General features: G+C 46.5%; 14 protein-coding genes. All 14 read right to left on the minus strand.

Translation table 11 applies throughout. The features are described 5' to 3' along the window. Nucleotides 1-5: 5 nt before the first annotated feature. The 14 genes from AC50YG_RS04815 to AC50YG_RS04880 all read right to left on the minus strand — a co-directional run bounded on the left by AC50YG_RS04815 (nucleotide 6) and on the right by AC50YG_RS04880 (nucleotide 24,246). Nucleotides 6-371 (minus strand): response regulator, encoded by a 366-nt coding sequence (locus AC50YG_RS04815; protein ID WP_473755535.1) that lies wholly within the window; start codon nucleotides 369-371, stop codon nucleotides 6-8. An 18-nt stretch (nucleotides 372-389) separates the two neighbouring features. Then, nucleotides 390-1,316 carry a methyl-accepting chemotaxis protein gene (locus AC50YG_RS04820; RefSeq protein ID WP_494825060.1) on the minus strand — a complete coding sequence of 309 codons (927 nt, stop codon included), beginning with the start codon at nucleotides 1,314-1,316 and terminating at the stop codon, nucleotides 390-392. Nucleotides 1,317-1,344: 28 nt separating this feature from the next. After that, on the minus strand, nucleotides 1,345-3,717 hold the full coding sequence (locus tag AC50YG_RS04825; RefSeq protein ID WP_494825061.1) for a hybrid sensor histidine kinase/response regulator: 2,373 nt from the start codon (nucleotides 3,715-3,717) through the stop codon (nucleotides 1,345-1,347). Between the two features lie 149 nt (nucleotides 3,718-3,866). Continuing rightward, on the minus strand, nucleotides 3,867-4,988 hold the full coding sequence (locus AC50YG_RS04830; RefSeq protein WP_494825062.1) for a response regulator: 1,122 nt from the start codon (nucleotides 4,986-4,988) through the stop codon (nucleotides 3,867-3,869). Further along, nucleotides 4,969-8,091 carry a hybrid sensor histidine kinase/response regulator gene (locus tag AC50YG_RS04835; RefSeq protein WP_494825063.1) on the minus strand — a complete coding sequence of 1,041 codons (3,123 nt, stop codon included), beginning with the start codon at nucleotides 8,089-8,091 and terminating at the stop codon, nucleotides 4,969-4,971. The genes AC50YG_RS04830 and AC50YG_RS04835 overlap by 20 nt, the downstream gene beginning before the upstream one ends. 406 nt (nucleotides 8,092-8,497) lie before the next feature. Further along, the gene (locus AC50YG_RS04840) at nucleotides 8,498-11,155 is read right to left on the minus strand and encodes a family 78 glycoside hydrolase catalytic domain (protein WP_494825064.1); all 2,658 of its coding nucleotides are present in this window, start codon (nucleotides 11,153-11,155) and stop codon (nucleotides 8,498-8,500) included. A gap of 23 nt (nucleotides 11,156-11,178) precedes the next feature. Further along, on the minus strand, nucleotides 11,179-14,247 hold the full coding sequence (locus tag AC50YG_RS04845; RefSeq protein WP_494825066.1) for a glycosyl hydrolase: 3,069 nt from the start codon (nucleotides 14,245-14,247) through the stop codon (nucleotides 11,179-11,181). A 27-nt stretch (nucleotides 14,248-14,274) separates the two neighbouring features. Beyond that, entirely contained in the window at nucleotides 14,275-15,159 is an 885-nt protein-coding gene (locus AC50YG_RS04850; RefSeq protein WP_473755526.1) for a carbohydrate ABC transporter permease, read from the minus strand. A gap of 21 nt (nucleotides 15,160-15,180) precedes the next feature. Then, complete coding sequence (locus AC50YG_RS04855) at nucleotides 15,181-16,086, minus strand: ABC transporter permease (protein ID WP_473755866.1); 906 nt, start codon at nucleotides 16,084-16,086, stop codon at nucleotides 15,181-15,183. A gap of 72 nt (nucleotides 16,087-16,158) precedes the next feature. After that, nucleotides 16,159-17,859, minus strand: a complete 1,701-nt coding sequence (locus tag AC50YG_RS04860; protein ID WP_494825068.1) for an extracellular solute-binding protein — start codon at nucleotides 17,857-17,859, stop codon at nucleotides 16,159-16,161. A 190-nt stretch (nucleotides 17,860-18,049) separates the two neighbouring features. Beyond that, on the minus strand, nucleotides 18,050-19,612 hold the full coding sequence (locus AC50YG_RS04865; protein WP_494825070.1) for an extracellular solute-binding protein: 1,563 nt from the start codon (nucleotides 19,610-19,612) through the stop codon (nucleotides 18,050-18,052). Nucleotides 19,613-19,743: 131 nt separating this feature from the next. Continuing rightward, the gene (locus AC50YG_RS04870) at nucleotides 19,744-21,378 is read right to left on the minus strand and encodes a response regulator transcription factor (RefSeq protein ID WP_494825072.1); all 1,635 of its coding nucleotides are present in this window, start codon (nucleotides 21,376-21,378) and stop codon (nucleotides 19,744-19,746) included. After that, complete coding sequence (locus AC50YG_RS04875) at nucleotides 21,353-23,116, minus strand: sensor histidine kinase (protein ID WP_494825074.1); 1,764 nt, start codon at nucleotides 23,114-23,116, stop codon at nucleotides 21,353-21,355. Before AC50YG_RS04875 ends, AC50YG_RS04870 begins: the two co-directional genes overlap by 26 nt. Before the next feature lie 203 nt (nucleotides 23,117-23,319). After that, nucleotides 23,320-24,246: a methyl-accepting chemotaxis protein gene (locus tag AC50YG_RS04880; RefSeq protein WP_494825075.1), complete on the minus strand. Its 927-nt coding sequence runs from the start codon at nucleotides 24,244-24,246 to the stop codon at nucleotides 23,320-23,322. Nucleotides 24,247-24,296: the final 50 nt, after the last annotated feature.

Consider the following 24,296-nt stretch of genomic DNA (forward strand, 5'->3'; position numbering starts at 1 on the left):
ATTTCCTATTTCTGCAAAGCTGCCCTCATTTTGTCAAGCAACCGCACCAATACAATCGGTTTCGTATCAAAATCGTCGCATCCCGCCTGATAGGCCTTTTCTTCATCATTCGTCATCGCATGGGCAGTTAAAGCGATAACCGGAATATGCTTTGTCAGCGAGGAGCTTTTGAGCAGACGGGTTGCCTCCCAACCATCCAGCACAGGCAAGCTCAAATCCATCAATATTAAATCTGGAAGCCTTTCTTGAGCGAGCTCCACCCCTTGTCTGCCGTTTTCAGCAGTAATGATCAGGTAGCCTTTACGCTCCAGACGCCGGGAAAGCATATCGCGATTCATCTCATTATCTTCAATTAGAAGAACGGTGTTCATTGTATAATGACCTCCCCACTACACCATCTGATTCAATACTTTAGCCTGTTCATCCAGCTTTCCTGCTGCTTCACTTATCCCTGCAAAATCACCCACAGCCTGAATAATTTCATGCTTGCTGCTTATAATTGCTTCTCTGGAGCTTTTTGAGCTATCGCTAACCCTATCCACCTGCTTGGAAATGCCCTCAAGCGAACCTTGAATTTCGCTGGTAGCCGCTTGAACATGCTGGGCGAGCTTTTTGACTTCCATCGCCACAATATTAAACCCGCGGCCATGCTCCCCAGCATGCGCTGCTTCAATGGCTGCATTCAAGGCAAGCAAATTCGTCTGCGAGGCAAAATCCCGAATTGTCTGGACAATTCCCCTTACAGCTTGCGTTTGCTGCTCAAGCGCTTGCAGAAAGTCGATTTGAGTGGCATTATCACTTACGACTTGCTCGATAACGGAAGCCACTTGCTCACTGCGATTTATGCCTTGCTCCGTTCGTTCCAGCAAATCTGCTGCCATCTGCCGCAATTCGTCGGTTATTTTAAACACGGCCTTCTCACGCGCTGATATATCCGTCGCTACCTTTACAACGGCTACTGATTCGCCATTTTCATTGCAAACTGGCATATAAGTCGCTTCAAGCCAAATGCTTGAGCCATCCTTTGCTACCCGAACAATTTTTTCTTGAAAGGCTGTCCCTTGGCGCAAATTGTCCCAGAACCGCTTGTAGTCGGCACTATTCACAAAATCCGGTTTACAAAACTGCCGGTGATTTTTCCCTGGCAATTCATGGGCCGCATAACCCATCGCTTGGGCAAACTGATCATTTGCCCACAGCACCTCACCTTGCATATTAAATTCGATCATCGCCAGTGATTTTTCCAATGCAGATAATACTGCGTTTCCCTCCAGCACCTGCGTGCTTCGGGAAACGAATGGTACAACCTCATTCAATTGCTATTCCTCCTAAAAAAATCATTTTTCAGATTGACCCCTTCGTTGCTTGCAGCGTCGGCTCCGTTTTGCTTTCTTTGGCAACAGCCATCAACCGGCGAATTTCCGCAAGCAGCGTATGGTATTCGAGCGTTTCTTTTTGAACAATATTTTTGGCATAACCGTTTAACTTCTGCCGTTCTTCCTGCGTGATGATTTTAGCTGTCACTACGACAACTGGAATCTCGCCGTACTCCTCATGCTTGCGCAGCTCAGAAATAAACTGAAAGCCATCCATTTCCGGCATCATGAGATCGAGTAAAATAAGCGACGGCATTTCCTTCGCCATATGCTCCAGCGCGAGCCTTCCGTTGCGGGCTTGCGTAACGACATAGCCTTCTCGCTCTAAAAGCTTAGTCATCAGCTCGCTTGTCGTTGCATCGTCTTCTATGACGAGAATTTGATGCTCGGCGCTTTGCTTTATATATTTGTCCATTACCCGGATCATCCGTTCCCGTTCCACCGGCTTGGTTAAATACTCGGATACGCCGAGCGTATAGCCCTGCTGCCTATCGCTCGTCATCGACCAGATTACCACTGGTATATCGGCCAGTTCGGCATCATTTTTTAGTGCGGTTAGCACGCTCCACCCATCCATATTCGGCATGAGGATATCCAGGCATATGACTTTTGGCCGCAATTTTTTGGCCAGCCTCAGTCCCTCTGCACCATTATCTGCGAATGCCAGCGCCCACCCTGTTTTGGCAAGATAACGCTCCATCAGCTCCCGATTAAACACTTCATCATCAATAAGCAAAATGCTTGTTTGTCCATTTCCATCTAGCGGCTGCTGAGGCAAATCAGCTATAGGCTGAGGTGTATGGACTAGGACATCCTCTGTCGTACTTGGCAGCCAGCAAGTAAATGTCGTCCCTACTCCGAAGCTGCTCTCCACCTGGATATCTCCGCCCATAATTTGACTAAAGCGCTGGCTGATCGCCAGTCCCAGCCCCGTGCCCCCATATTTGCGAGTTGTAGAGGCATCTGCTTGAGTGAAGGGCTGAAACAGCATATCAAGTTGATCCGGAGTCATGCCAATTCCCGTATCCTGAACACGGAAGCTGTAGCCTTGGCGGCGATTACGCATTTCGCTGCGAACCTCAAAGGTAATAGACCCTGCTTCCGTAAACTTATTGGCATTGCTGAGCAAATTAAAGAGAATTTGCCGCAGCTTCGTAATGTCAGCGGTAATGTCGCCACTTTCCTCACAAATCGTTTGCAGCTTATTGCCCTTTCCGATAGCAAGTGGGCGTATCGTCGTTATAACATCCTGCATCAAGCTCGGCAGACTGCATGTCTCCGGATATAAATCCATTTTACCGGCTTCGATTTTCGAAATATCCAAAATATCGTTAATCAGCGCGAGCAGATGGTTGCCGGCCTTGCTGATTTTGGCCAGATCGTCGACGAATACAGACTCGCCAAGCTCCTCCGCTTCCTCCTGAAGCATCTCGCTATAGCCTATGATGGCGTTCAGCGGCGTACGAAGCTCATGGCTCATATTGGCCAAAAACTGGCTTTTAATCAAGCTTGCTTCAATGGCTTCGTCATGGGCTTTGGCAAGCTGCTCGGTGCGCTCAGCAAGTGCGGTTTCTGCCTTTACCCGATCCGTTATATCGGTACGAATGGAAATGAACTGATGAGGAGAGCCGTCTTCACCGAGAAAAGGCACAATCGTCGTATTCATCCAATATTCGCTGCCATCCTTGGCACGGTTTTTGACCTCGCCTTTCCATACATGGCCTTGTTTAATCGTCTCCCACATCACCTTGAAAAAAGCTTTCGGATGATAGCCTGAATTAATGACCCGATGCGTTTTTCCGATTAATTCCTCCCGATCATACTTGGAAATGACACAAAACTTCTCGTTTACATACGTAATGACTCCCTTATTGTCCGTTATAGCAACAATTGAGGATTCGTCCAGCGCATTTTCGATATCTCGCAGGCTTTCCATGTTTTGCATTAATTTCAGTTCATTATGCTTGCGTGTCGTGATGTCGCTGCCAATTGCCATATATTTATAAACATTGCCTTCATTATCAGTGAACGGCAGAATGGTCAGATTGACCCAATATTCGCTGCCATCCTTGGCACGGTTTTTCATTTCGCCTTTCCATACCTGCCCGCTGCTGACTGTCTCCCACAGTTCTTTGAAAAACGTCTGCGAATGAAAGCCGGCATTCAAAAGCTGATGGGTAGAGCCCATTATTTCATCTTTCGTATATTGTGAAATCGTGCAGAAATAGTCGTTGGCATAATGAATGATTCCTTGTACGTCCGTTATCGAAACGATTGAGGATTGTTCTAACGCAGATAATGCGTAATTAATATCTTTAATGTCTCTCAGTTCTCTCAACATCTGTTTCTCCCATCCCGCACCAAAGGTATTAAGTCTATACCTTAACTATACGACAATAGGTTGAAACATTTTTGAAAGATGGGAAAAGAAAACCCCCACTTTGTAAAAAAAGGGGGGGTTAGCAATGATATGATTCAATTAGAATCCGTTTATACGCCTCTCCATTGCTCAAACCACAACCGAATGGAGACGTGAGGCTCCATATCCAGCTCCTGAAGCAGCATATTTCGCAATAGCTCATACTGGGCTTCGACTGAACGCCGATCCTCCAAGCCATCATAAATGCGCATCAGCTCAAAATAAAGACTTTCCTCCGTTGGCAGCACACTTTGCATTTCCAGATAATGGGCAGCGGCCGCCGAGAGATTATGGTTATCAATAAGATAAGCCGCAATTTGCTTGGCATGGGACAGCCACTTCATCCGGAGCCGCTGCTTCTCGGTCTCTGCCCATAAATAAGCATATTCCGCGAGATAGTCCCCTCTGTACTGAGCGGACAGCAGCTTATGCTGCTCCAGCGATTCACTGGTCAAGGGCGGAGCCGTATCCATTTGACATTCCCATTCTTCAATATCTAGCGGAATGCCGTTCAAATCCAGTCTATAGCCTTCATCGACGTTTTCAATGCGAATGTTCAACCGTTCATCCTGAAGCAATTTGCGAATTTGATAGATCGCCGTATATAATTGCGTGATTCCTTTTTTCCAATCGATATCTGACCATAGCTGATCGACCAGCGTCTGTTTGCGGATAGGCTTTCCGCGCAAATGCAGAAGCAGGCTGAACAGCTCCTGTGCTTTTAACGTCTTCCACCGCAGCGTTACTGAGCTTCGGTTTGCCCTTTCAAACTGCAGAGACCGGAAGCATTGAACCCGGGTCCAGTCCTGACGTGGAATCGGCTGAGGCTGATTGCTGACGCTTTGCAGCAAACGTTCCGTTGTCTGGGCCAGGCGCTTTAGCTGAATGGGCTTCAATAGATAGTCCACAGCGTTAAGCTCAAATGCCTTGACTGCATACTCATCATATACCGTTACAAATACAATTTGCGTATGAGGGCGCTGCTGCAATATCCTCTCTGCCAGCGCGATGCCGCTCATCTCCGGCATTTCAATGTCCAGAAACGCAGCATCCGGCGCAAGCTTAGCTATATGATCCAGCGCGAGCTTCGGATTGCGATAGGAGCCGACAATTTCAAGCCCCGTGAAGCATGCAAGCTCCTCGGCCAAATGGCTCAATGCGAGCGGCTCATCATCAACCAATATGACTTTCATGTATACCTACCTTCTCAATCGGCAATCGGACAACAATTTCCGTTCCTTGTGCAAGGTGGCTGGAAATCGTTAATCCGTGACCAAATAATTGTCTCATTCTGCGATCTATATTGGCAAGGCCAATACCTCCAGCGGCATGTTCTCCCTCAGCATGAGCCGGCAAAGACGCAGACATGCCGACGCCATTGTCCCTGACGATAATGTGGATATCCCCCTCCTCCTGCCAGACATGAATGTCAATATGCCCACCATCCGCTCTGCGCATAATGCCATGCCGCACTGCATTTTCAACCAATGGTTGAATCGTCAAGGGGGGAATCCGGAAAGACATTTCTGTCCTCACTTGAATATCATACGTCAGCCAGTCGGCGAAACGGACCTTCTCAATGTGCAGATATGATTTCACCAGCTTCAGCTCCCGCTCGAACGGAACCAGCGGCTCTGAATTATCGAACCGAAAGCTTTCCCGCAAATAATGCCCGAATTCCGTCAATAAATCCGTCATCTTCTCCGGCTGTTTTTTACTTAAAGCAGCAATCGAATTTAACGTATTAAATAAAAAATGAGGCTTGATTTGCGCCTGTAAAAAGGCCAGCTCCATCTGTATACGTGCTCCGACCGAACGCTTCAATTGAACCAGCGTTAAAATCCGTACCCGAAGCTCTGACCACTCGACAGGCTTCACAAGAAAATCATTTGCTCCCGCCTGGCTGGCTGCGATCGCATAATCGGAGTAGCCAGCGGGCGTCATGAGGAGAATCGGAAGCTCAAAGCTGGTAAAATGCTCCCGGATATTCCGGCAAACGTCAAGACCAGACATATCCTGCAGAGTACGCTCTACAATGACGAGTTCCGCATTCCTCATACGGTGAAGCCGCTCAAGCGCTTCACTCCCTTTTTTGATAACGGTTGCCTGATAGCGATCCATGGCAAGCAGTTTGACCAGAACATTGATGTTCATGGGATCATCGCTTATAACCAAAATTTCCGCTATTTCTGTATCCTGATTCCTATACAACTTATTACTTCTGTATCGCTGCTTTTCCAGCCCTTTGGCTTGCAGGGACAGAACGGCAGAGTCAGTACTGCTAGCGCTGAGATTCTTAAAGCTATCCGTAAAGCTCTGGATACTCTCTACTGCCGGCATCTCTATAGCAAGCGGAAGCAGCACGCGGATGGCAACCTCATGAGGTGAGCTTTCGGCAACGCTGATTTCCCCTTGATGGAGCTTAATCAGTGCATGAACAAGGAACAAACCCAGATGCTCATCGTAGGGCAGCGGTTTATTCGCTTCATCCTCCAGATGCAGCATTTGTACGAGAGTCACGGCCGTATCAGCTGTTATCTCTGCTCCCTGCATAATGATTTCTAGCTCCATTCGATTTTGACGCACATTTGCCTTCGTTGTAATTGCACCTTCAACGGTCATCTTCAATGCAGCCTGTATCAGTCCGGTTAATATTTGCTGCAGGCGCTGTTCATCCGCCATAATCGGCGGCAAGTTCGGTGGAATCGCATCATTTAATAGAATAGAATCGCTAAAAATCAAATAACGGATGCGTTCGATAACTTCACCTACAACGGATGGCAAATGAAGCGGCCGAACCGTAAGCGCAATTCCCCCTTCTCGTAAGCGGGCAAAGTCCATCATATCGTCTACCAATCTTCTCATCGTCCAGCCTACGGAGGTAAGCAGCCGTAAATCATGAATTTGCTCCGAGGACAAGCTCTCATCCGCAGACAGCCTTGCATCGGCAACGCCGATCATAGCGTTTAAAGGAGTTATCATTTGCTCGGAAATACCCTTCATAAACTCGGATTTAAACCGATTCACCCGCTGAAGCTCCACGGTTAGCGCCTCACTTTTCCGATAAGCCCGAAAAAACTGGAGTAAAAACAAATACGAGATGGCAATGCTGAACCCAAGCATTTGAATAAAATACCAAATCGTTAGCTCGCCAAAGCCAAACAGCAACAGCGTATTGAGCAAGGCCTGTGCCGAAAACAGGCAAAAGGACCAAAACTCATAGCGGTTTTGTTCATCCCCGTTGCGCAAGCTCCGTAGAAGCACAACAAGGACGTAAATATGTACAATAATAGAGATCGCCAGCCATATGGAAAGCAAGCGCGTAAAAATAGCTGCTGGTAAAACGAGTATACAGGCGGCCATTGCGAAGGACATAACGAACAAGCCTCTTTTGAACAAGGGGCTGATGCGCTGCTTATGCCGTACAGCAATGAACATGAACATCCCTACCAATATAGCGATTGAGCATAACCAGTATATACTGACCGACATTCGGTAAGACATATCCGGCCAGATCGTGAGCAGCCATCTCGTCCCTTGAACGGCATTCAATAGCGCTGTGTTAAAGAAAAAAAAGGATAAATAAATCCAGCCGCTGCCTCGATCCTGTAGATGCAAAAAACCGAAATATAGGCCAAAGGCGACAAAAAAAGCAATGGTTCCAAATTCGAATGCGGCAATTTTCTGCTGCTCCTGAACGATTAAATTCGGTGGTCCCATTTGAATCGCTTGAATGATTCCTCCGCTTGTTGCGTGGTCGAAATTTGCAACCTGAACAAAAATATCTATCCAATCTGATCCGATTTGCTCATAGGCAATATAAGGCTTGATTTTCCCAATATAATGGGCTAAATCCTTATCTGGAACACCGCTTGCTCCAATCTCTTCACCATCGACAAACAATCGATGGGCACTGCGAATGAGCGGAACCTGAAAAGCTTGAAGACCCGGCTGCTGCTCGCCAAATTGAATGCGGAGATGATAGGTGCCATAGCCAAAGGCTTGACCCTTGTACATATCCGAGAGCCTGCTACTCCAGTTGCCAGGAATCTGGGCTAGCGAGGGCAAGGATTCCTTGTTCGCTTCTGCTGTTTCACGCCATAGCTGCCCCGGATAAAAATCCCACTCCCCCTTCAGCTTTATGATCTCTTGGCCGACGCCGTCCCATGCACTTAAATCAAGAACGCCGTTTTCAGCTTCGGGTTGATGTTCCCCCTTTAATTGCGAAGCTACATTCGCCACAACGAGCAATACCAAAATAAATCCTAACACCCCAAATAATACTTTGTTATTCATATTTCAATGTCCCCAGCACAAAAGTTTCTTTCTATCATCTATCGCTACTATGTATTTCAAGCAATCCCGCCCTCTTAAGCTCCTCCGCATGAATTTCCGATAACTCCTTTTTTCAGTCTATCCCATTACCAGTGTTCATTCAATTGCAATGGCAAAAACAAAACAAAAACATTTTCATGTCGTTTAACATGACATAAACTCATTGACTTAGATCGTAGTACGAACTGAACATGAAAGGCGACACTTGCGCGGAAGCGATGGCGGAGTCAGGACCGATGGAATTCGCTTATGAACGCCTGGCTCGCAAGGGCGAGCCAAATTAAGCTCCTATATACTGGTAAAGACGACCACGTATTTGCTGGTCGTCTTTTGTACATCTATCAATAGAGTGCAGTCCTCCTTATACTTACTCTTTTGGAGAATAGAAATGATAGCTGCCTGAGCTGATATGAATGACCCCATAAGACTGGCCATTCTCCCATACCATTTCGAACTCGATTTCCTTTCCCCCCTCGAATACCTGAGCATCTTCGAAAGCAAGCGGAATCTTAACTTGACCTGAAGTGTTAGGAGGCAGGCTTACCTGCAATCTCACGCCAGCATTCCCATGCGAGAATTCCACTTGGATGAGGCCTCTTACAGATTGATAGCTTCCTCGCACAAAGCGCACCTTGTCTAAATACATTGGGGCAATTCCAATTTCTTTGTAAGCGTCTTTTAACGATGAAATACCCAGCATATACTTATATAGCCACTCTAAGATGTGGCCCATCATATCGTGATTTCGCGATCTGGAATCATCTGTCCAAAATTCCGGTAACGACGTCTCGCCCTGCTCCACAAACCGGATATAGCTCGGATGCTCCGGCTGCATCATCATATCGAATACGATATCGTTTCGATTTATTTTGGCTAATGCGCCGAATAAATAACGAAGCCCAATCTCTCCCGAGCGAAGCTGATGGCTGGCTGTTGCCTGAAGCAAAGCGGCTTCAATATCATTGAGCTTCTCGACCGGAACCAAGCCAAAATAAAGCGGTAGCGCCTGCATGATCTGGTTCTCCGGGTCATAATCACCGTTCAGCTTACAATAGGCGTAGCGGTTTTGTCCTGGAACTGGTCTAAGCAGACGATCATTATAAAGCTGTTTAGTTCGCTCCGCCTTTGCAGCATAATAAGTATGTTCCTCGTTATATCCCAGCATTAATGCATACTTTGCCATCAAACGGAAGGCTTCGAAATAGAAGGCGGTTTCCACGTTTTCAACATAATCACCGCCCGTCTGCGGTGCGATGCCCCAATCGCCTAACCCATGTCCAATGAATCCGCCATGAATCTCTTTCGTATGCAAGTAAGCCATATAAGCTTTCATAGCCGGATACGCCTCTTCTATAGCGGTCTTGTTCCCGTACGTCTCGAGCAGCAGTTCCGGCACGAAGATGACCGCGCTTCCCCATGCGATGGAATCACGGAATCCTTCCTCAAACCTCGAATACTCAGGAGCGATATCTGGAATGAGCCCTTCCTCTGTCTGAGCCTCCATCATGTCGCGCGTTATTTTCAGCCACAGCTCTTCCACCTGCTTTACATACATAATGGAGGGTCCCATCAGACTGGCCGTCTCTACCCAGCCCAACTTCTCAATTGTCGGACAGTCCGAATGTACGCTCTGCAAATTACTCTCAATTGCTTTAATGATAATTTTGGCAAGCTGTGTGATCCGAGGGTCTTCTACCTCCAACTCGCCCACATTTTTTGCGGCCGAAGTAACAAAGTAGCCTTTGACATCATGTATAATAGGCTTGGCAGGATCTACGCCATCACGCGTGCAACCTTCGATTTGCACCCATCTGGCTCCGTAGCAGGAAAAATCGGGCTTCCATACCTCGACCTTACCTGTACCAGCAAGAGTGTATTCGGAATAAGTAACAATATCCCATGGCGTCGCAACCGTATTATCCCTATTTCGCAGCTCGCCTGGCTTGATTGTCACTTTGCTGCCGGCCGGCCCACTCACATGGATCTCAAACATACCGGACATGTTTTGTCCAAGATCGTAGACGTAAACCTGATCAAACGGCTCCTCGATTCCAATGGCATCATATATTTTTTGCACGGTTATCGGAGGCTGATTTTGGCGTACCAGCGAGCCTGATGGTGGTTCTAACACCACTGCCTGTTCCCATTTTGCAGCATCAAACGGAGCGTCATACCAGCCAACTGGGTAACGTCTTGCATCAAAATTTTCAGATCCGTATACATTCGCAAGCGTAGTAGCGCTATCTCTAACCTTCCAGCTCTCTGCATCCGTAAGGATAAGCGCTTTGGAGCCATCCTCATATTCAATATGCCATTCGCCAATGGCAAGCAGGTTATCTCCGAATGCTTCATAACCTTTCCCTATCGTATAGAAATGCCTGCCGCCCGCGTCTCCCGCATAAAAACCATTGCCGACCGATAAACCAATGACATTAGTTCCCGGGCAGATGTGATCTGTTACATCAAAGCACACATATTGCACGGACTTGTGATAATTCGTCCAGCCAGGGTCCATTTCATGGTTGCCTACTTTGCTGCCATTCATAAACAGCTTAAAATGACCCAACCCTGAAACGACAGCATAAGCCCGTTTTACTTTATTTAATATTTGAAATTCATGACGGACATAGAAAGGCTGTATTCTTCCGCTGCCGATCCACTTTGCCTTCCATTGCGTTTCATGCAAATAGCCTGTCAACAGCAGCTGCTGCTCGCTCCATGCCTGCTTGCCCCCCTGATTCCAAACGGCTACTTTCCAATAATAAACAGTTAGACTCTGGAGCGGCTGCCCCGCGTAATGTATATTCAACTGCTCGTTGGAGCTCACTTTGCCGCTATCCCAGCATAATTCTGTTTCCTCTAACAAGGCCTCCTCCGATTCAGCAACCACTATACGATAGTATGCTTGCTGTTCTCCGTGATCTTTGCTTTCCAACTGCCAAGCAAAGATCGGACAATCCGTATCGATCGCGAGAGGGGAGTCATAGTTTTTAATTTGCAAATGAATAGGCCGAATGATGTTCACTCTCCTGATAATTACTTTACACCCTATTTTAATTTTGGCGGTTCCATCAGTCCATAGGGCTTGCCCTGGTATTCGGGCGTATAGTCGCCCTCCTCCGGATGAAATGACCACCAATCCATCCAGCTAGGGCGAGGATCAGCCTGATGGAGCGGCCCAAACAGATTGCGAGGACTTCCCACGACTTCGATGGCTATAGCATTCAAGCCTGGCTTCAGTATGGTACCTAGCTCTATGAACGCTTCGCTTCGCCAAGGAACCGTTTTGCCTGTGGATTCATTCACCTTCACTTCAAGCAGAACAGCCTGGTACTGACCAAGCTCCAGCTTGCATCCTGTCCTATGTTCCTGCTGCCGTTCAATCTCGAAGAGGTATTTCATGCTTCCGCAATAATAAGGATAACCTTGGCTCCGCCAATCTCCATACGCTAGATTCGCTGGTTCCTTTATAAGCTCACGATGCGCATTAACCGCAAAGTCGCCGATAAGATACCCGTTTTCAAGCTCCATATCATTCTGGTACGAAATTTGAATGTCTATTGTGTTAACGCCTACAGTCAGTACAGGCAGCTTAAGCTTCTTCATGCTGACGTCCAAATAATAACCCTCGGCTTCTGCCGGCACTTCCTTGCCGTTAAGAGTAAAGCTGAAGCGCTCCGCATCCTCAAACACAAAAAACACATCGCCGCTCGGCAAATCGTTTACGATAAAGGTAAACCGTAAGGAGATAGGAGTTCCATTCCCCGAATGCGGCTCATGAATCCAGAAATAGCGCTGCAAATTACCGGAATGAAACACCTGCCGCATCCCCAGTCGTTCCCGCATCAGGCGCTGAGCCTTCCAAACCTCCATCGTCTCTGACCATTCCTCTTCTCCAAAACGATACTGGCATTGATCCAATATCAAAGCATTAGGTGCTGTGCGCTCAAAGCCTATAGGCTCCAAATGAAGTTCTGTCTTTTCTGCTGGATATACCTTTATCTTCTCAGCTTCATTTTCCGGCTTATGCGAAAATAAAACAAACAGCTTCGAGTCCGCAGGACCAAATGAAGCACGAAAGCTGACTCCTTGCTCTGTCGCTTCGGTTTCTATTGTTGTAATCTCGCCTGTCCAAGCATCCCACTCCTGCAAGTAGCTGCCGCCTACTAGTTCAATTTGAACCTCAGAGCCTCTTTCACGGTCGTTATTAACGATGAACGCAATCGATTTCCCCTCAAGTGAACGGTGCATATGAATAAAGGCTGGGGCTTCCGATCCAGGATGCTCCTGAATGCGCAGGGAACGCTTTGTCTCCTTATCGAGCAGCCTCTCCAGTTCTTTCAAATCGGCTGCCTGCGTAAAGCTTTCGTGCAGCAGCATCGCAGCCAGCTTGTCTGATGTCTTGCCATCAATTAGCGAAGGCTGCTCACCATAGGAAGCTACTTTGCCACCATTATTCATAAACTCAAGCAGCAATTCCAAGGTAGAAGATAATAAATTCGTTAGCGAAGGCAGCACGACATAGCTGTACTTGGCTTCTCCCACAATGAATTTGTCGCCCTCCACCTTGCCAAATTCCTTCATGATTAGTTCATCGCCTAGATCATAATCATGATGAAGCTCCACGAGCCGGTTCACAAATTGATTGAAATCCCGATCATAATTTTGAAGCTCTTGCTCGTTGCCAGCACTATTTTTCCAGTCTGCCATCTTTACGTCATACCCAAGCCTCGTCCACACCGATGTGGAGGGATGAATAACTAATAGGTCGCGAGTAAGCTGGCCTTCACACAGCACAGCACTTAATCTGGCATAATAATCCTCCATGCCGCGGTTATGCTCCCACCAGTTCGTATGATAATTAAAAGATGGTGGGTAATCGCGCTTCCGACAGCCGCGCAGCGAATACCAGGAAAGATGATGTGTCAATACATTGACACCTAGCGCAAATTGCCAATCGCCAATCCATCTGCGGGTCTCGAAGGTGAGATCCCAGCCAGTTACGCCATACGTTTCCGTAATGACTCTCTTTTTTCCTAGCTGATTTGCAACGCTGGATGCCTGCTTCATCGTAAGATGCTCATCCGTTTGCTCACCTAAAGTGTCGACACAAGGAATGTCCAGATATCTGTAATGCGGCATTACCGCACCACTATTTAAGGTAGAACCGATTAGACTGGCCTCCGAATGGAAATGCCCCGTAAACTGGATGCCATGCTCTGTGCACCAATCGCTAATTTTCTTCGTATACGATTCGCTGAACGTTTCCGTTATCGTAAGCCAGTAATCATGCCTGATCTGCGCGGAGCCCTCACCTTGAAAAAAAAGATAAGGCAGCAGCTGCCCGATTGGATATCCCCTTCGCTGCTCAAAGGATTGCTCCATCACTTCACTCCAGGTCATCCAAGTAAGCTCCGGGTCATTCAAGCGTTCTGAAAACCCTTTTACCGTAGGCTCATCCGTAAAAATGCCAGGAACCGTCTTGCCGAACTCTTCTCCCACAGCTTGACGATAGGGCTCATAATTGACCTCAATAAACAATCGGGTCGTTTCAGGATTCATCAAATCTGTATACGTATCGCCATGGCACCAGTCATTTTTGGCAGCAATCCGCTGTTCGAATACAAGATAAACCTCATTGGCACCGTCAAGAGACTCGCTTGGCTCATCGATGGATAGCTGTATCAACGAGTGAAGATGATTTCCCTTAACAACGGCCCGATATACAAAACGGAGGTTAGAGCTTAGATGATAATCCTGGCAAATACGAAGCGTCAGCGCCTTGGCCCGCACTGCGTCACCGCCAAGCCGTGGAACCATCCCTCCTCCCATACCAGAGGAATATCGGTCCTCATCATACAGCCATGCCTTAAGACCGATTTTCTTCGCTTTGGCGACACTCTCTTTAACACGATCCATAAACGTTTCACTGAGATAAGGTGTCTCGAGTCCCTCGCGAACATGCATCATAAATCCGCCCATCCCCTGCGCCTGAAACCCCTCAATCTGACGGTCCAATTCCTCCTGCTTCAGCTCATCGTTCCAAGCCCAGAAAGGTACCGAACGGTATTCAATACCCGGATTTTGAAATACTTTCTTTAATTCATCACGTTTCATCCTGCACCTCTATCGTTACAAAATTGGCTAGCCTTTCACGCTTCCCAGAACAAGACCTTTAACAAAATATTTTTGCAGGAAAGGATAAATACAAAGGACCGGCAGCATAGAAACAAACAGCTGAGCCGCAAGCACGGTCCGATTGGAAATATTCGCAATTAACGAGAGATCGCTCGCATTCATATTCGTTAAATCTCTAGCGACAATGACCGTTCTTAAATACGTTTGCAACGGGTAATTAGAAGGCGAATTCATATAAATCATGCCATCAAACCAAGAATTCCAATGAAAAATAATGGTAAACAACGCGATTGTAGCCAAGGAAGGCTTCGAGATCGGCAAATAGATGCTCCATAACGTCCGCCACACGCCAGCTCCATCCATTTGAGCAGATTCCTCCAGTTCAATCGGCTGTGTACGGAAGAAATTGAGCATAAGCACGATGTTGAATACATTTACAGCAGAAGGAATAACAAGCGCCCAAATAGAATCCATAAGACCCGTCTGTTTGACAACCATAAAGGTTGGGATTAATCCACCATTGAAGATCATGGTAATAACAAAATACCAAGAATAAATCGTTCTCGAACGGAATTTCAAGTTCGACTTTGACAATGGATAAGCAGCCAGCACAGTGAGAATGAGACTGATCGATACGCCTAGGAACAAACGCTCGAAGGAGACAACCACCGTCTGCAGAAAAATATGATTACTGAATATATATTTGTACGAATCCAGATTGAAGCCCACCGGCCAAATCGTCACCCAACCAGCCGTAACCGCTGAGTTGCTGCTCAGCGACATCGCCGCCATATGAAGGATAGGGAAGAGGCAAGTTAATGAAAATAGCGTCAAAAAAATATAATTTGCGTACAAAAATAGAACTCTAGAAGGTGTGCGCCGTTCGATCATCGTGAGTATACCTCTCTTTCATTAAAAGATGCGATAATTGGCAATTCTGTAGGCCAGCAAATAAGAAACACATATAAAGATGAGTGACACGACCGATTTAAATAATCCAACTGCGGTCGCTACGCCATATTGCATTTGCTCCATCCCAATCCGAAACACGTAAGTATCCAGAATGTCCCCGCTGGAATACACCTGCGGACTATATAAATTAAATACCTGATCGAAGCCGGCATTCAAAACATTTCCGAGACTAAGCACGCTTAGCAGCACGATTATAGGCCTCATACCAGGCAGTGTAATGTGCCACGCTTGCTTCATGTGACCTGCCCCATCAAGCGCTGCTGCTTCATATAACGACTTGTCGATGCTCAATATAGCGGCAAGATAAACAATGGTATCAAATCCTAGTTCTTTCCATATGTGAGAAGCTACGATAATGAAACGGAACCAGCCCCCGTCACCGAGAAAATAGATGGGCTCCATCCCGAGAAATTGAAGGAAATTGTTTACAATCCCACCTGACGGCGACAAAATATCGATGAGAATGCCTGATAAAATAATCCAGGATAAAAAATAAGGCATATAGACAATCGTTTGAACCGATCTTTTGAATAAGACATTTTTCACTTCATTTAACAAGATGGCAAGCGTGAGCGGAAATATAATGCCGACGATAATTTTCATAAACGAAATCAGTAAAGTATTACCGATCACCTTCATCGTGTCAGGCATCCCAAACACATATTTAAAATTTTCGAGTCCGATCCACTCTGAACCAAACCAGCCGCGAGAAGGAACAAAATCCTGAAACGCGATGGCAATGCCCATGATTGGTCCATAGCTGTAAATAAGCACGAGAATGACCGCTGGCAAAAGCATCATATGATAAGCACCAGTGGAAAACCGGCGTTTGCGGATTCCTTTCATTTCCATAATTACATACACTCCATCCATCTGAATAAAAATAAGGAGGGACTAGAGTTGTCCCTCCGCCTTCATTTACTTCTTGGCTGCGTCCCACTCGTTAACTTCCTTCGTCACATCTTCCAACCCCAGCTTATTTAGCTGCTCAACAAATTTGTCGAAATTGTCTACCGAATCCGAGCCCATAATCGTTTTCGTATAATACTCGACTACTGCTTGCTCAATGGTTTTCAATCGGTTTTTCATCGCATCTGTAGAAGCGCCGTAAAACTCATCCATTTTAAACAAGTTGTTTTCTACATACTCATTCATCGATTTGAAGGAGCCTGTCTCGCCAAACACCTTTTCAAATTGAGCATTCGCATTGTCACCCGCTTTAAACTTCTCGATGTTATCATAGTAGCCTTTTTCCTCTGCATTCAGCTTGGAGGCGTCACCTGTTTTGAATGCTTCAACGATTTTAAGATGCGCCTGTAAGTTCTTTTGCGCTTTCCATGCTTTTGCAACCGCATAGTGGTGGCCGGGAGCTGGCTCAGGTCCCATAAATTTATCGAACTCCGCTTGTGTCGTATCGCCGTAATTCAAGTTCGTCCAGAAATTCAGCAGCTTCATAATGGCTTCCGGATGCTCATACCCTTTGCGTACAACAAAATAATTTTCCACGTTTAGCTTAATTTGCGGATTAGCAGGCTGGTCATCCTTGGAAACAATCGGATGTGCAAGCCAGTTGGCATCCGGAAAATTATCGATCGTTTGCTGCAGCGGGAACATCCCATTCCACATCGCCCCTATATTAATGCCAACACGGCCAGAAGCGGCAAGTTCAGCAGCTTTACTTGAATCCTTAGCTCCAAAATCCTTTTCAATCAATCCTTCCTTATACAGCTTGTTCAAGTAGACAAGCGCGTCCTTCACTTCCGGCTGTGCGCTTCCGTATACAAGCTTGCCATCCGCCCCACGAACCCAAGCTTTCGGATAAGCATCAAATGCGTTGAAGATACCAACTGCTTCAGCGACGCCTGGCATTAAGAAATCTCTGTTCAGCATCAGGCCTACCGTATCCTTCTTGCCGTTGCCATCCGGGTCCTGCTCAACAAACGCTTTCATTACGTTATAGAGCTCATCTGTCGTTTTCGGAACCTGCAAGCCCAGCTTATCCAACCAGTCTTGACGAGCCCATAAAAAGGCTGCGCCGTCGATGGCCGAGTTTGTTCCCGGAATAGCAATTAGCTTGCCGCCGAAGGTTGCGGATTCCAATGCGGAATTGCCTTCCTCCGTAATAATCTCTTTAGTAAGCGGTGTAGCATATTGATCATAGATGCTCGTTAAATCCTCATACATATCGGTCTTGGAAAGCGTTGCCAGCTGCTCTTGGCTTACGGCAAGCAAATCCGGAATTTCACCAGAAGCAATTGCTACGCTTATTTTCTGTTTACCAGCGTCAGCACCTTTGGTATACCAAAGCGGCTTGATCTTGATGCCAAGCTCATCTTGGTAAGCTTTGATCCATTCGCTGTTTTCCCATTTTTCCTCTGTAAAACCGTCGGCAATTGGATCAGCAATCATCACGCCAACCGTAAGCTCAACAGGAGGATCGAACTTTGCTGTCGGATCTATCGGAGCATTATCTACTTTCGCTCCATTACTGCCCCCGTTTGCTGCTTGCCCGTTATTAGCGGTATTACTACCGTTACCCGCCGTGCTACAACCTGCTAGAAGAGATACGCTTAAAAGTACGGCTGCTGCTGTAGAATACACATTCCTTTTTTTCTTCATCCTGCTTGCTCCCCCTCTGTTTATCGCGAAATGCTTACAAATTCATCTTACACTCCGCACAAAAAGAAAACGATTTCAAATATCCGAGATTTCTTGCACTCTTCCGACTTCCTGATCACTGTGAGCGCAAAAAAAAGAAGCTGAGCCTCTTATATCGAGGACGCTTCCAGATTCAGCCTTACCGACATCGTTATGACTTGCCAGATTTCCACTCATTCACTTCTCTTGTTGCATCATCCAACCCAATTTTGTTCAGCTTGGCGATGAAGGCTTGGAAACCATCGAGGGACTCTATTCCCATGATTACCTTTGTGTAATATTCTTCAACCAACTGATCCACCGTTAGAAGGCGTGTATTCATGGCATCTGTTGAAGCTCCATAAAATTCATCTACCTTAAATAGATTTCGCTGCTTGTATTCATTCATGACCGAGTAGGAGCCTGTGCTGCCAAATACCTTCTCATATTGGGCATTTGAATGATCTCCTGCCTGGTACTTTAGAATATTATCGTAATAACCTTTTTCTTCAGCGTTCAAAATGGAACGATTTCCTGTCTTCAATGCCTGCATAATTTTCAAATGGGCTTGGAGGTTTTTCTCTACTTTCCATACCTTTGCCACCGCATAATGATGCCCAGGAGCAGGTGAAGGACCAAGGAAATGGTCAAATCTTTCTTGGGTTGTATTGCCGTAATTAAGCTCCGTCCAGAAATTGATCAATTTCAACAGCGCTTCCGGATGGGCATAGCCGCTGCGAACGACATAATAGTTCTCTACATTGAGCTTGACCTGCGGATGGGCAGGCTGCTCATCCATTGAAACGATCGGATAGGCCCGCCAGTCGGAGTCCGCATCATTGTCTTTGGTCAACTGCATCGGATACATCCCGTTCCACATGGAGCCAAACATAACGCCAACTTTCCCGCTGGCCACAAGCTCGCCTGCTCTGCCGGAATCCTTTGCGGCAAAATCCGTCTCTATGAGTCCTTCCTCGAATAGCTTGTTGAGATATGCAAGCGCAGGCTTCACTTCCGGCTGTACACTCCCATAAACAAGTTTCCCCTCCTCCCCTTTAACCCATATTTTAGGATAAGCATCAAACGCATTAAATAGGCCAATGGCCTCGGCCAAACCCGTATTTAAAAAAGAGTTGCTGAGCGCAAGGCCCACCGTGTCCTGCTTGCCATTGCCATCCGGGTCACGCAGTGTAAAATCACGAATCACATCATATAGCTCCTCTGACGTGCTAGGCACCTGCAAGCCGAGGCGATCCAGCCAATCCTTGCGAATCCACAGGAAAGATGCACCGTCAATGGCTGAGTTTAGCCCGGGAATCGCAACAAGCTTTCCATCAAAGGTTGCTGATTCCAAGCCCCGTAGATCATCTGCGCTTATAATCGATTTCGTTAGTGGCGTCGCGTATTGCTTGAATATATCCGATAAATCTGTATATAAGCTTGTTTTGGATAAGGCAGACAGCTGTTCTTGATTAACGGCGATCACATCAGGGATTTTACCCGAAGCTATCGCAACGCTGACTTTTTGTCTGGCGGCTTCCACACCTTTGGTATACCATGCCGCTTTGACATCAATTCCCAGTTCCTGTCGGTACGCTTGCAACCAAACACTGTTCTCCCACTTCTCTTCTGAAAAATCCGTCGCAATCACATCGCTTATTCCGACGCCAGTCGTCAAAGTTATGAGCGAAGCAGCCTCATGACCATTCTCGCGTGGGCTCTCACTATTGTCCATGATTGCTTTGTTTCCGCTACATGCTGATAAACCAATCAACATGATGAGTAGAACGAGAACCGCGTGGGCTAATATTTTATTCAAAAATAACAAATCCCTTCACCTTCCGTGTGCGCAGTTTGATGTCCGTTTTACCCGCTTGTCCGAAACTCCTGCGGCGTTTGTCCTGTTTCCTTCTTGAAGAAACGGCTGAAATAGCCGGCTGACGTAAAGCCTAGCGACTTGGCTATGTCCTGTATAAGCAGTTGCGGTTCAGAAAGCAGCTCTTTGGCTCTTTGAATTTTCAGAACGGCAATGTACTCACTAATCGTTATGCCTTTGGCTTGCTTAAATAAACGAGATAAATAATCGGGATTCAAATAAACCAGCTCTGCTAAATGCGTCATGGACAAATCGCCATCCAAATGCATTTCAATATACGTATGAACTACTCCAAGCACATCCCCGCGCAAGCGGGAGGATTGCGCATTATGATAGCTCTCAAAAACATTAATCATATGCTCAAGCAAAAAAATGCCGTCTCTTCGCTCAGGAAGTGCTGCGGAATGAAGCAGCTTGGCGACATGCGGCCCCGCTAGCGGGTCGCGATCCAGGCCGTATTTGTTAGCAGCCGACAAAAAACGCAGCGCGACTGCATAATACAGCTCCATATATCTGATTTCATTGATGGCAGGCGAGTTTGAATACGTACTCAGCTCAGCAACGATTGCCTGTACTTCCTCTCGCTTTCCTGTTTCTAAATAGAGGTCAAGCGCATTTGCTTTTTTGTGAAAAACGTCGATGAAGCCGCGTACTTCCTCATCATTCGACTGAGCCTCAAACGGCAGATTTTTGTCCGTAACGATAATCTGCTTCTCCGCGTAATATTGGGAAAGCAATGCTTTCAAAGTGGTGAATTTCCTCGGCACTCCTTCCCAATCGACTGCGTTATCTGTGTACGCAAAAGAAAAGGTGCGACCGGTTGATTTTTCCACTGTTTTTTGAATGGTCTCAAGCGAGCCTTGCAAAAATGTTCTCACTCCCTCGGGATGAGGGAGCGTATTTTCTTGCGGTTGCAGGAACAGTACATAATATTCCCGATTATAAACGACATCCATCATATTTACGTAGCCCGATAAATACCGGACACAGACCGAATGAAGTGCGGTCAACATCAGCTCTTTCTCAGAAAATCGCAAGGCACTTGACTCCAGATCCAGCCGCGCAGCCACCATAATGAGCGGCTTATTCGCCATTAGCCTGATTCCGAACAGCTCAATCGTTGGCCCAGATAGCTCTTCTAAAGGCTGAAGTCCATCAAGCACATCAGCTAGCATCAAGGACCGATGATGAACGGCCTGCTGTCGCTGCGCTTCCCGAGCCTGCTTGAGCAGGGATTCAACAGCCATTTGCTCATCAAGCTCCGCCACAGTATGGCGAACAGCCTCTAAGATCGCTTCGTCTCCCTCCGATTTCAATATATAATTTTTGGCGCCATTGTTTATGGCATGATGCACATAGTCAAATTCGTCAAAGCCCGTTAGGAAAATCAGCTTGCATTCCGGCCAGCTTTGCTTTACTCTGTCTCCCAGCTCCAAGCCGGTCATTTTCGGCATTTTGATGTCCGACATTAAAATATCGATTCTTTTCTGCGACATCACGGTCAATGCCTCTATTGCGCTAGAAGCCTTATAAAGCTCAAGCCGATGCCCTTCAGACTCCAAAAACAATTCATACAAGCCATCGAGCAGCAGCTTTTCATCATCTACGATCAGCATCCGGTACATACGCCATCTCTCCGTCCCACTCAATGATCATTTTAACCTTTAGGCCGCCAAGCTCGCTTCTTTCTACCTGCAAACCACTTCCGTGCCCAAAGCTGTATCTCAGTCTCCTATGCACATTTAATGTTGCGGTAACCTCTGCAGCCTCCTGCTCCTCTGACAGCAGCTCCTGCAGCTTCTTCAGCCCTTCCTCGCTAGCTTCCCCGTTGTCTTCAACCACAATAATCGCTTTACCTGCCTGCTCAACAAAAGAAACGCGCAGCAGACCACCCTCTGTCACATTTTCAAGTCCGTGTACAAATGCATTTTCGACAAGCGGCTGTATGATCAGGCGCGGTACGGATATTGGCTTCATTCTCTCCGGAATGTCTCCAAAATCGATGGTCACCCGGTCAGAGAACCGTGTGAGCTGTAACATGACATAGTTTCGAGCATGCGCAGCTTCATTCTCTAAAGGGACCGTATCCCTTGTATTGCGTGTAATAAACTGAAAATATTTCGCGAGCTGATTCGTAAACTGCACCGCCTCATCTTCTTTTTGCATCTTAATCAACCGAATAATACTGAACAGGCAATTATAGAGAAAATGAGGATTGATTTGCGATTGCAGCTGCTTTAGCTCCGCATTCTGCCGATGGATTTGCTGGTTGTACACCTCATCGATTGAAATTTGGAGATTAACCAGCATCTCATTAAAGCGTTCATATAAAAAACCAAACTCATCATCCTTATGATGCCTAATATTAAGATCAAAATTTCCTTCCTCTACTCGTTTGAACGCACGCACGATTTTAACCAATGGTTTGTTTATGATCCGGTTTATATAGACGAGGTAGAGCCCCACCATAATAATGGTGGCAGCAAAGAACAACCAAAACCATTGAATATACGTAATGACAGAACGGAACATGGTTGGCTTGTACAGAAAATGATCCAAATAAATGCCGCTTTCGCGTTCAACGGAGCGCACGTAAATATAATCTTCAGCCTTGTCGGCAAATGAAGCCTCCGTCAGTCTCTCCGCATCCACGTTCGAAGCATAGCTATGTTCCATTAATGGAGAAAGCTCTGTTTTCTTGACAGATATGATCTTGTCAGAGCTGCTGCTGAGGCTAAGCACCATTGCCCCCGTAAAGTCGCGTTCTACTGCAGCCGTTAGACTCCGCTTCAGCTCGGTAGCCCGTAATTCGATTTCCACGACAAGCTTCGGTGCCCCACTAAGCGAGCTATCAAGCGGAAAAGCGACGATAAGCAGCTTATTGTTGTAGGAGATTACATTATAGGGATTTTGCAGTTTTTCTGTCGGAACCGCGTTTTTCTTTAGCTCACCATACCCGTCAACCGCGGATATTTCCACATTAATCGATGATAAATACAACCGAACGTCAAAGATTAAGTCGCTGCTGTTCCGAATAGAAACAAGCTTTGCGCGGAGAAAGTTAATTAACTCGATTTTTCGATAGGATTCTAAAATATCGTACGCATTAACGAGCTGAACCAAATACATGTCGTTCATCATATCGTATTGCAGGGAATTAAAGCGCTTAAACGTTCCATTTAACTCCCTAATGTAGTTCTCAGACTGCGTTTCAGCCGAATTTACGATATCCTGTCTAAGCATGCCCGTCGCCCAGCTGTACAAGATGCCTGCCAAAATATAAATCGGAATGGTGGCCACGATAAAGGCTATGATTAACCGCTTATAGATGGAAAACTGCCATTGTCGATGAGACGGTCTCATAATTAGCCCCCTTGCGCTTATTTTAATTTTTGATTATAGCTTACTCTAACCTATGGAAACAATGCTAAACTTCCGACTTGAGTAGCATAATTCCGACTTTGTGTATATTAAATAATCTCTCACTTCGTTCCATGCAAAAAACACTCATGACATCCATCATGGGTGTTTTCGCTTTTGAACTAAAAAATTCATTTACTAACGACTTACAGCATCTGATTTAACACTTTAGCCTGCTCATCTAAATGCCCTGCCGCTTCGCTAATTCCGGCAAAATCGCCTACAGCCATTCTAATTTCCTGCTGGCTGCTGGCAATCGCTGCTCTGGAGCTCTTTGAGCTCCCACTAACCTTCCCTACTTGCTGCGAAATGCCCTCCAGTGAATGCTGAATTTCGCTCGCTGCCTCCTGCACATGCTGGGCAAGCTTTTTGACCTCCATCGCAACAATATTAAACCCGCGCCCATGCTCGCCAGCATGCGCCGCTTCAATCGCCGCGTTTAAAGCGAGCAAATTAGTCTGTGCTGCAAAATCGCGTATCGTCTGAACGATGCCCCGCACAGCTTGTGTTTGCTGCTCCAGTGTTTGCAGAAAATCAATTTGGATCTCATTATCGTTGACAACATGCTCGATTACAGAAGCGACTTGCTCGCTGCGATTAATGCCTATTCTAGTCCGTTCCAGCAAATCTGCTGCCATAAGCTGCAATTCGTTCGTAATTTGAGCGACAGCTTGCTCACGGGCCGAAATGTCTGTCGCTACTTTAAGAACAGCCACTGCCTTGCCCTCTTCATTGCGCACAGGCATATACGTCGCTTCAAGCAAGATGCTGCTGCCATTTTTCGCTACGCGAACAATTTTTTCCTGAAAAGCGATGCCCTTACGCAAATTATTCCAGAACTGCGTATATGCATAGCTATTTGCAAAATCAGGCTTGCAAAACGCCCGGTGATTTTTCCCTGACAATTCTTCGACCTCATAACCTAATGCTTGGGCAAAATGATCATTAGCCCATAACACCTCTCCTTGCAAATTAAACTCAATCATAGCCAGAGACTGCTCCAATGCGGAAATGACCGCTTTTCCTTCCAGCACCTGTGAACTTTCCCCAATCCGCTGTCCAACGTTTTCCAACTTTAACTCTCCTTTAATATCCAATATTTTCTATTTAAAGACCTGCATAA

The sequence above is a fragment of the Paenibacillus sp. J31R34 genome, assembly GCF_059383715.1.

What these genes read in the sequence shown, in the direction of transcription:
- AC50YG_RS04875 (WP_494825074.1), bottom strand. Translation starts at nt 23,116, where the DNA reads ATGAGACCGTCTCATCGACAATGGCAGTTTTCCATCTATAAGCGGTTA.
- AC50YG_RS04870 (WP_494825072.1), bottom strand. Translation starts at nt 21,378, where the DNA reads ATGTACCGGATGCTGATCGTAGATGATGAAAAGCTGCTGCTCGATGGC.
- AC50YG_RS04865 (WP_494825070.1), bottom strand. Translation starts at nt 19,612, where the DNA reads ATGGACAATAGTGAGAGCCCACGCGAGAATGGTCATGAGGCTGCTTCG.
- AC50YG_RS04830 (WP_494825062.1), bottom strand. Translation starts at nt 4,988, where the DNA reads ATGAAAGTCATATTGGTTGATGATGAGCCGCTCGCATTGAGCCATTTG.
- AC50YG_RS04815 (WP_473755535.1), bottom strand. Translation starts at nt 371, where the DNA reads ATGAACACCGTTCTTCTAATTGAAGATAATGAGATGAATCGCGATATG.
- AC50YG_RS04850 (WP_473755526.1), bottom strand. Translation starts at nt 15,159, where the DNA reads ATGATCGAACGGCGCACACCTTCTAGAGTTCTATTTTTGTACGCAAAT.
- AC50YG_RS04860 (WP_494825068.1), bottom strand. Translation starts at nt 17,859, where the DNA reads ATGAAGAAAAAAAGGAATGTGTATTCTACAGCAGCAGCCGTACTTTTA.
- AC50YG_RS04835 (WP_494825063.1), bottom strand. Translation starts at nt 8,091, where the DNA reads ATGAATAACAAAGTATTATTTGGGGTGTTAGGATTTATTTTGGTATTG.
- AC50YG_RS04845 (WP_494825066.1), bottom strand. Translation starts at nt 14,247, where the DNA reads ATGAAACGTGATGAATTAAAGAAAGTATTTCAAAATCCGGGTATTGAA.
- AC50YG_RS04855 (WP_473755866.1), bottom strand. Translation starts at nt 16,086, where the DNA reads ATGAAAGGAATCCGCAAACGCCGGTTTTCCACTGGTGCTTATCATATG.
- AC50YG_RS04825 (WP_494825061.1), bottom strand. Translation starts at nt 3,717, where the DNA reads ATGTTGAGAGAACTGAGAGACATTAAAGATATTAATTACGCATTATCT.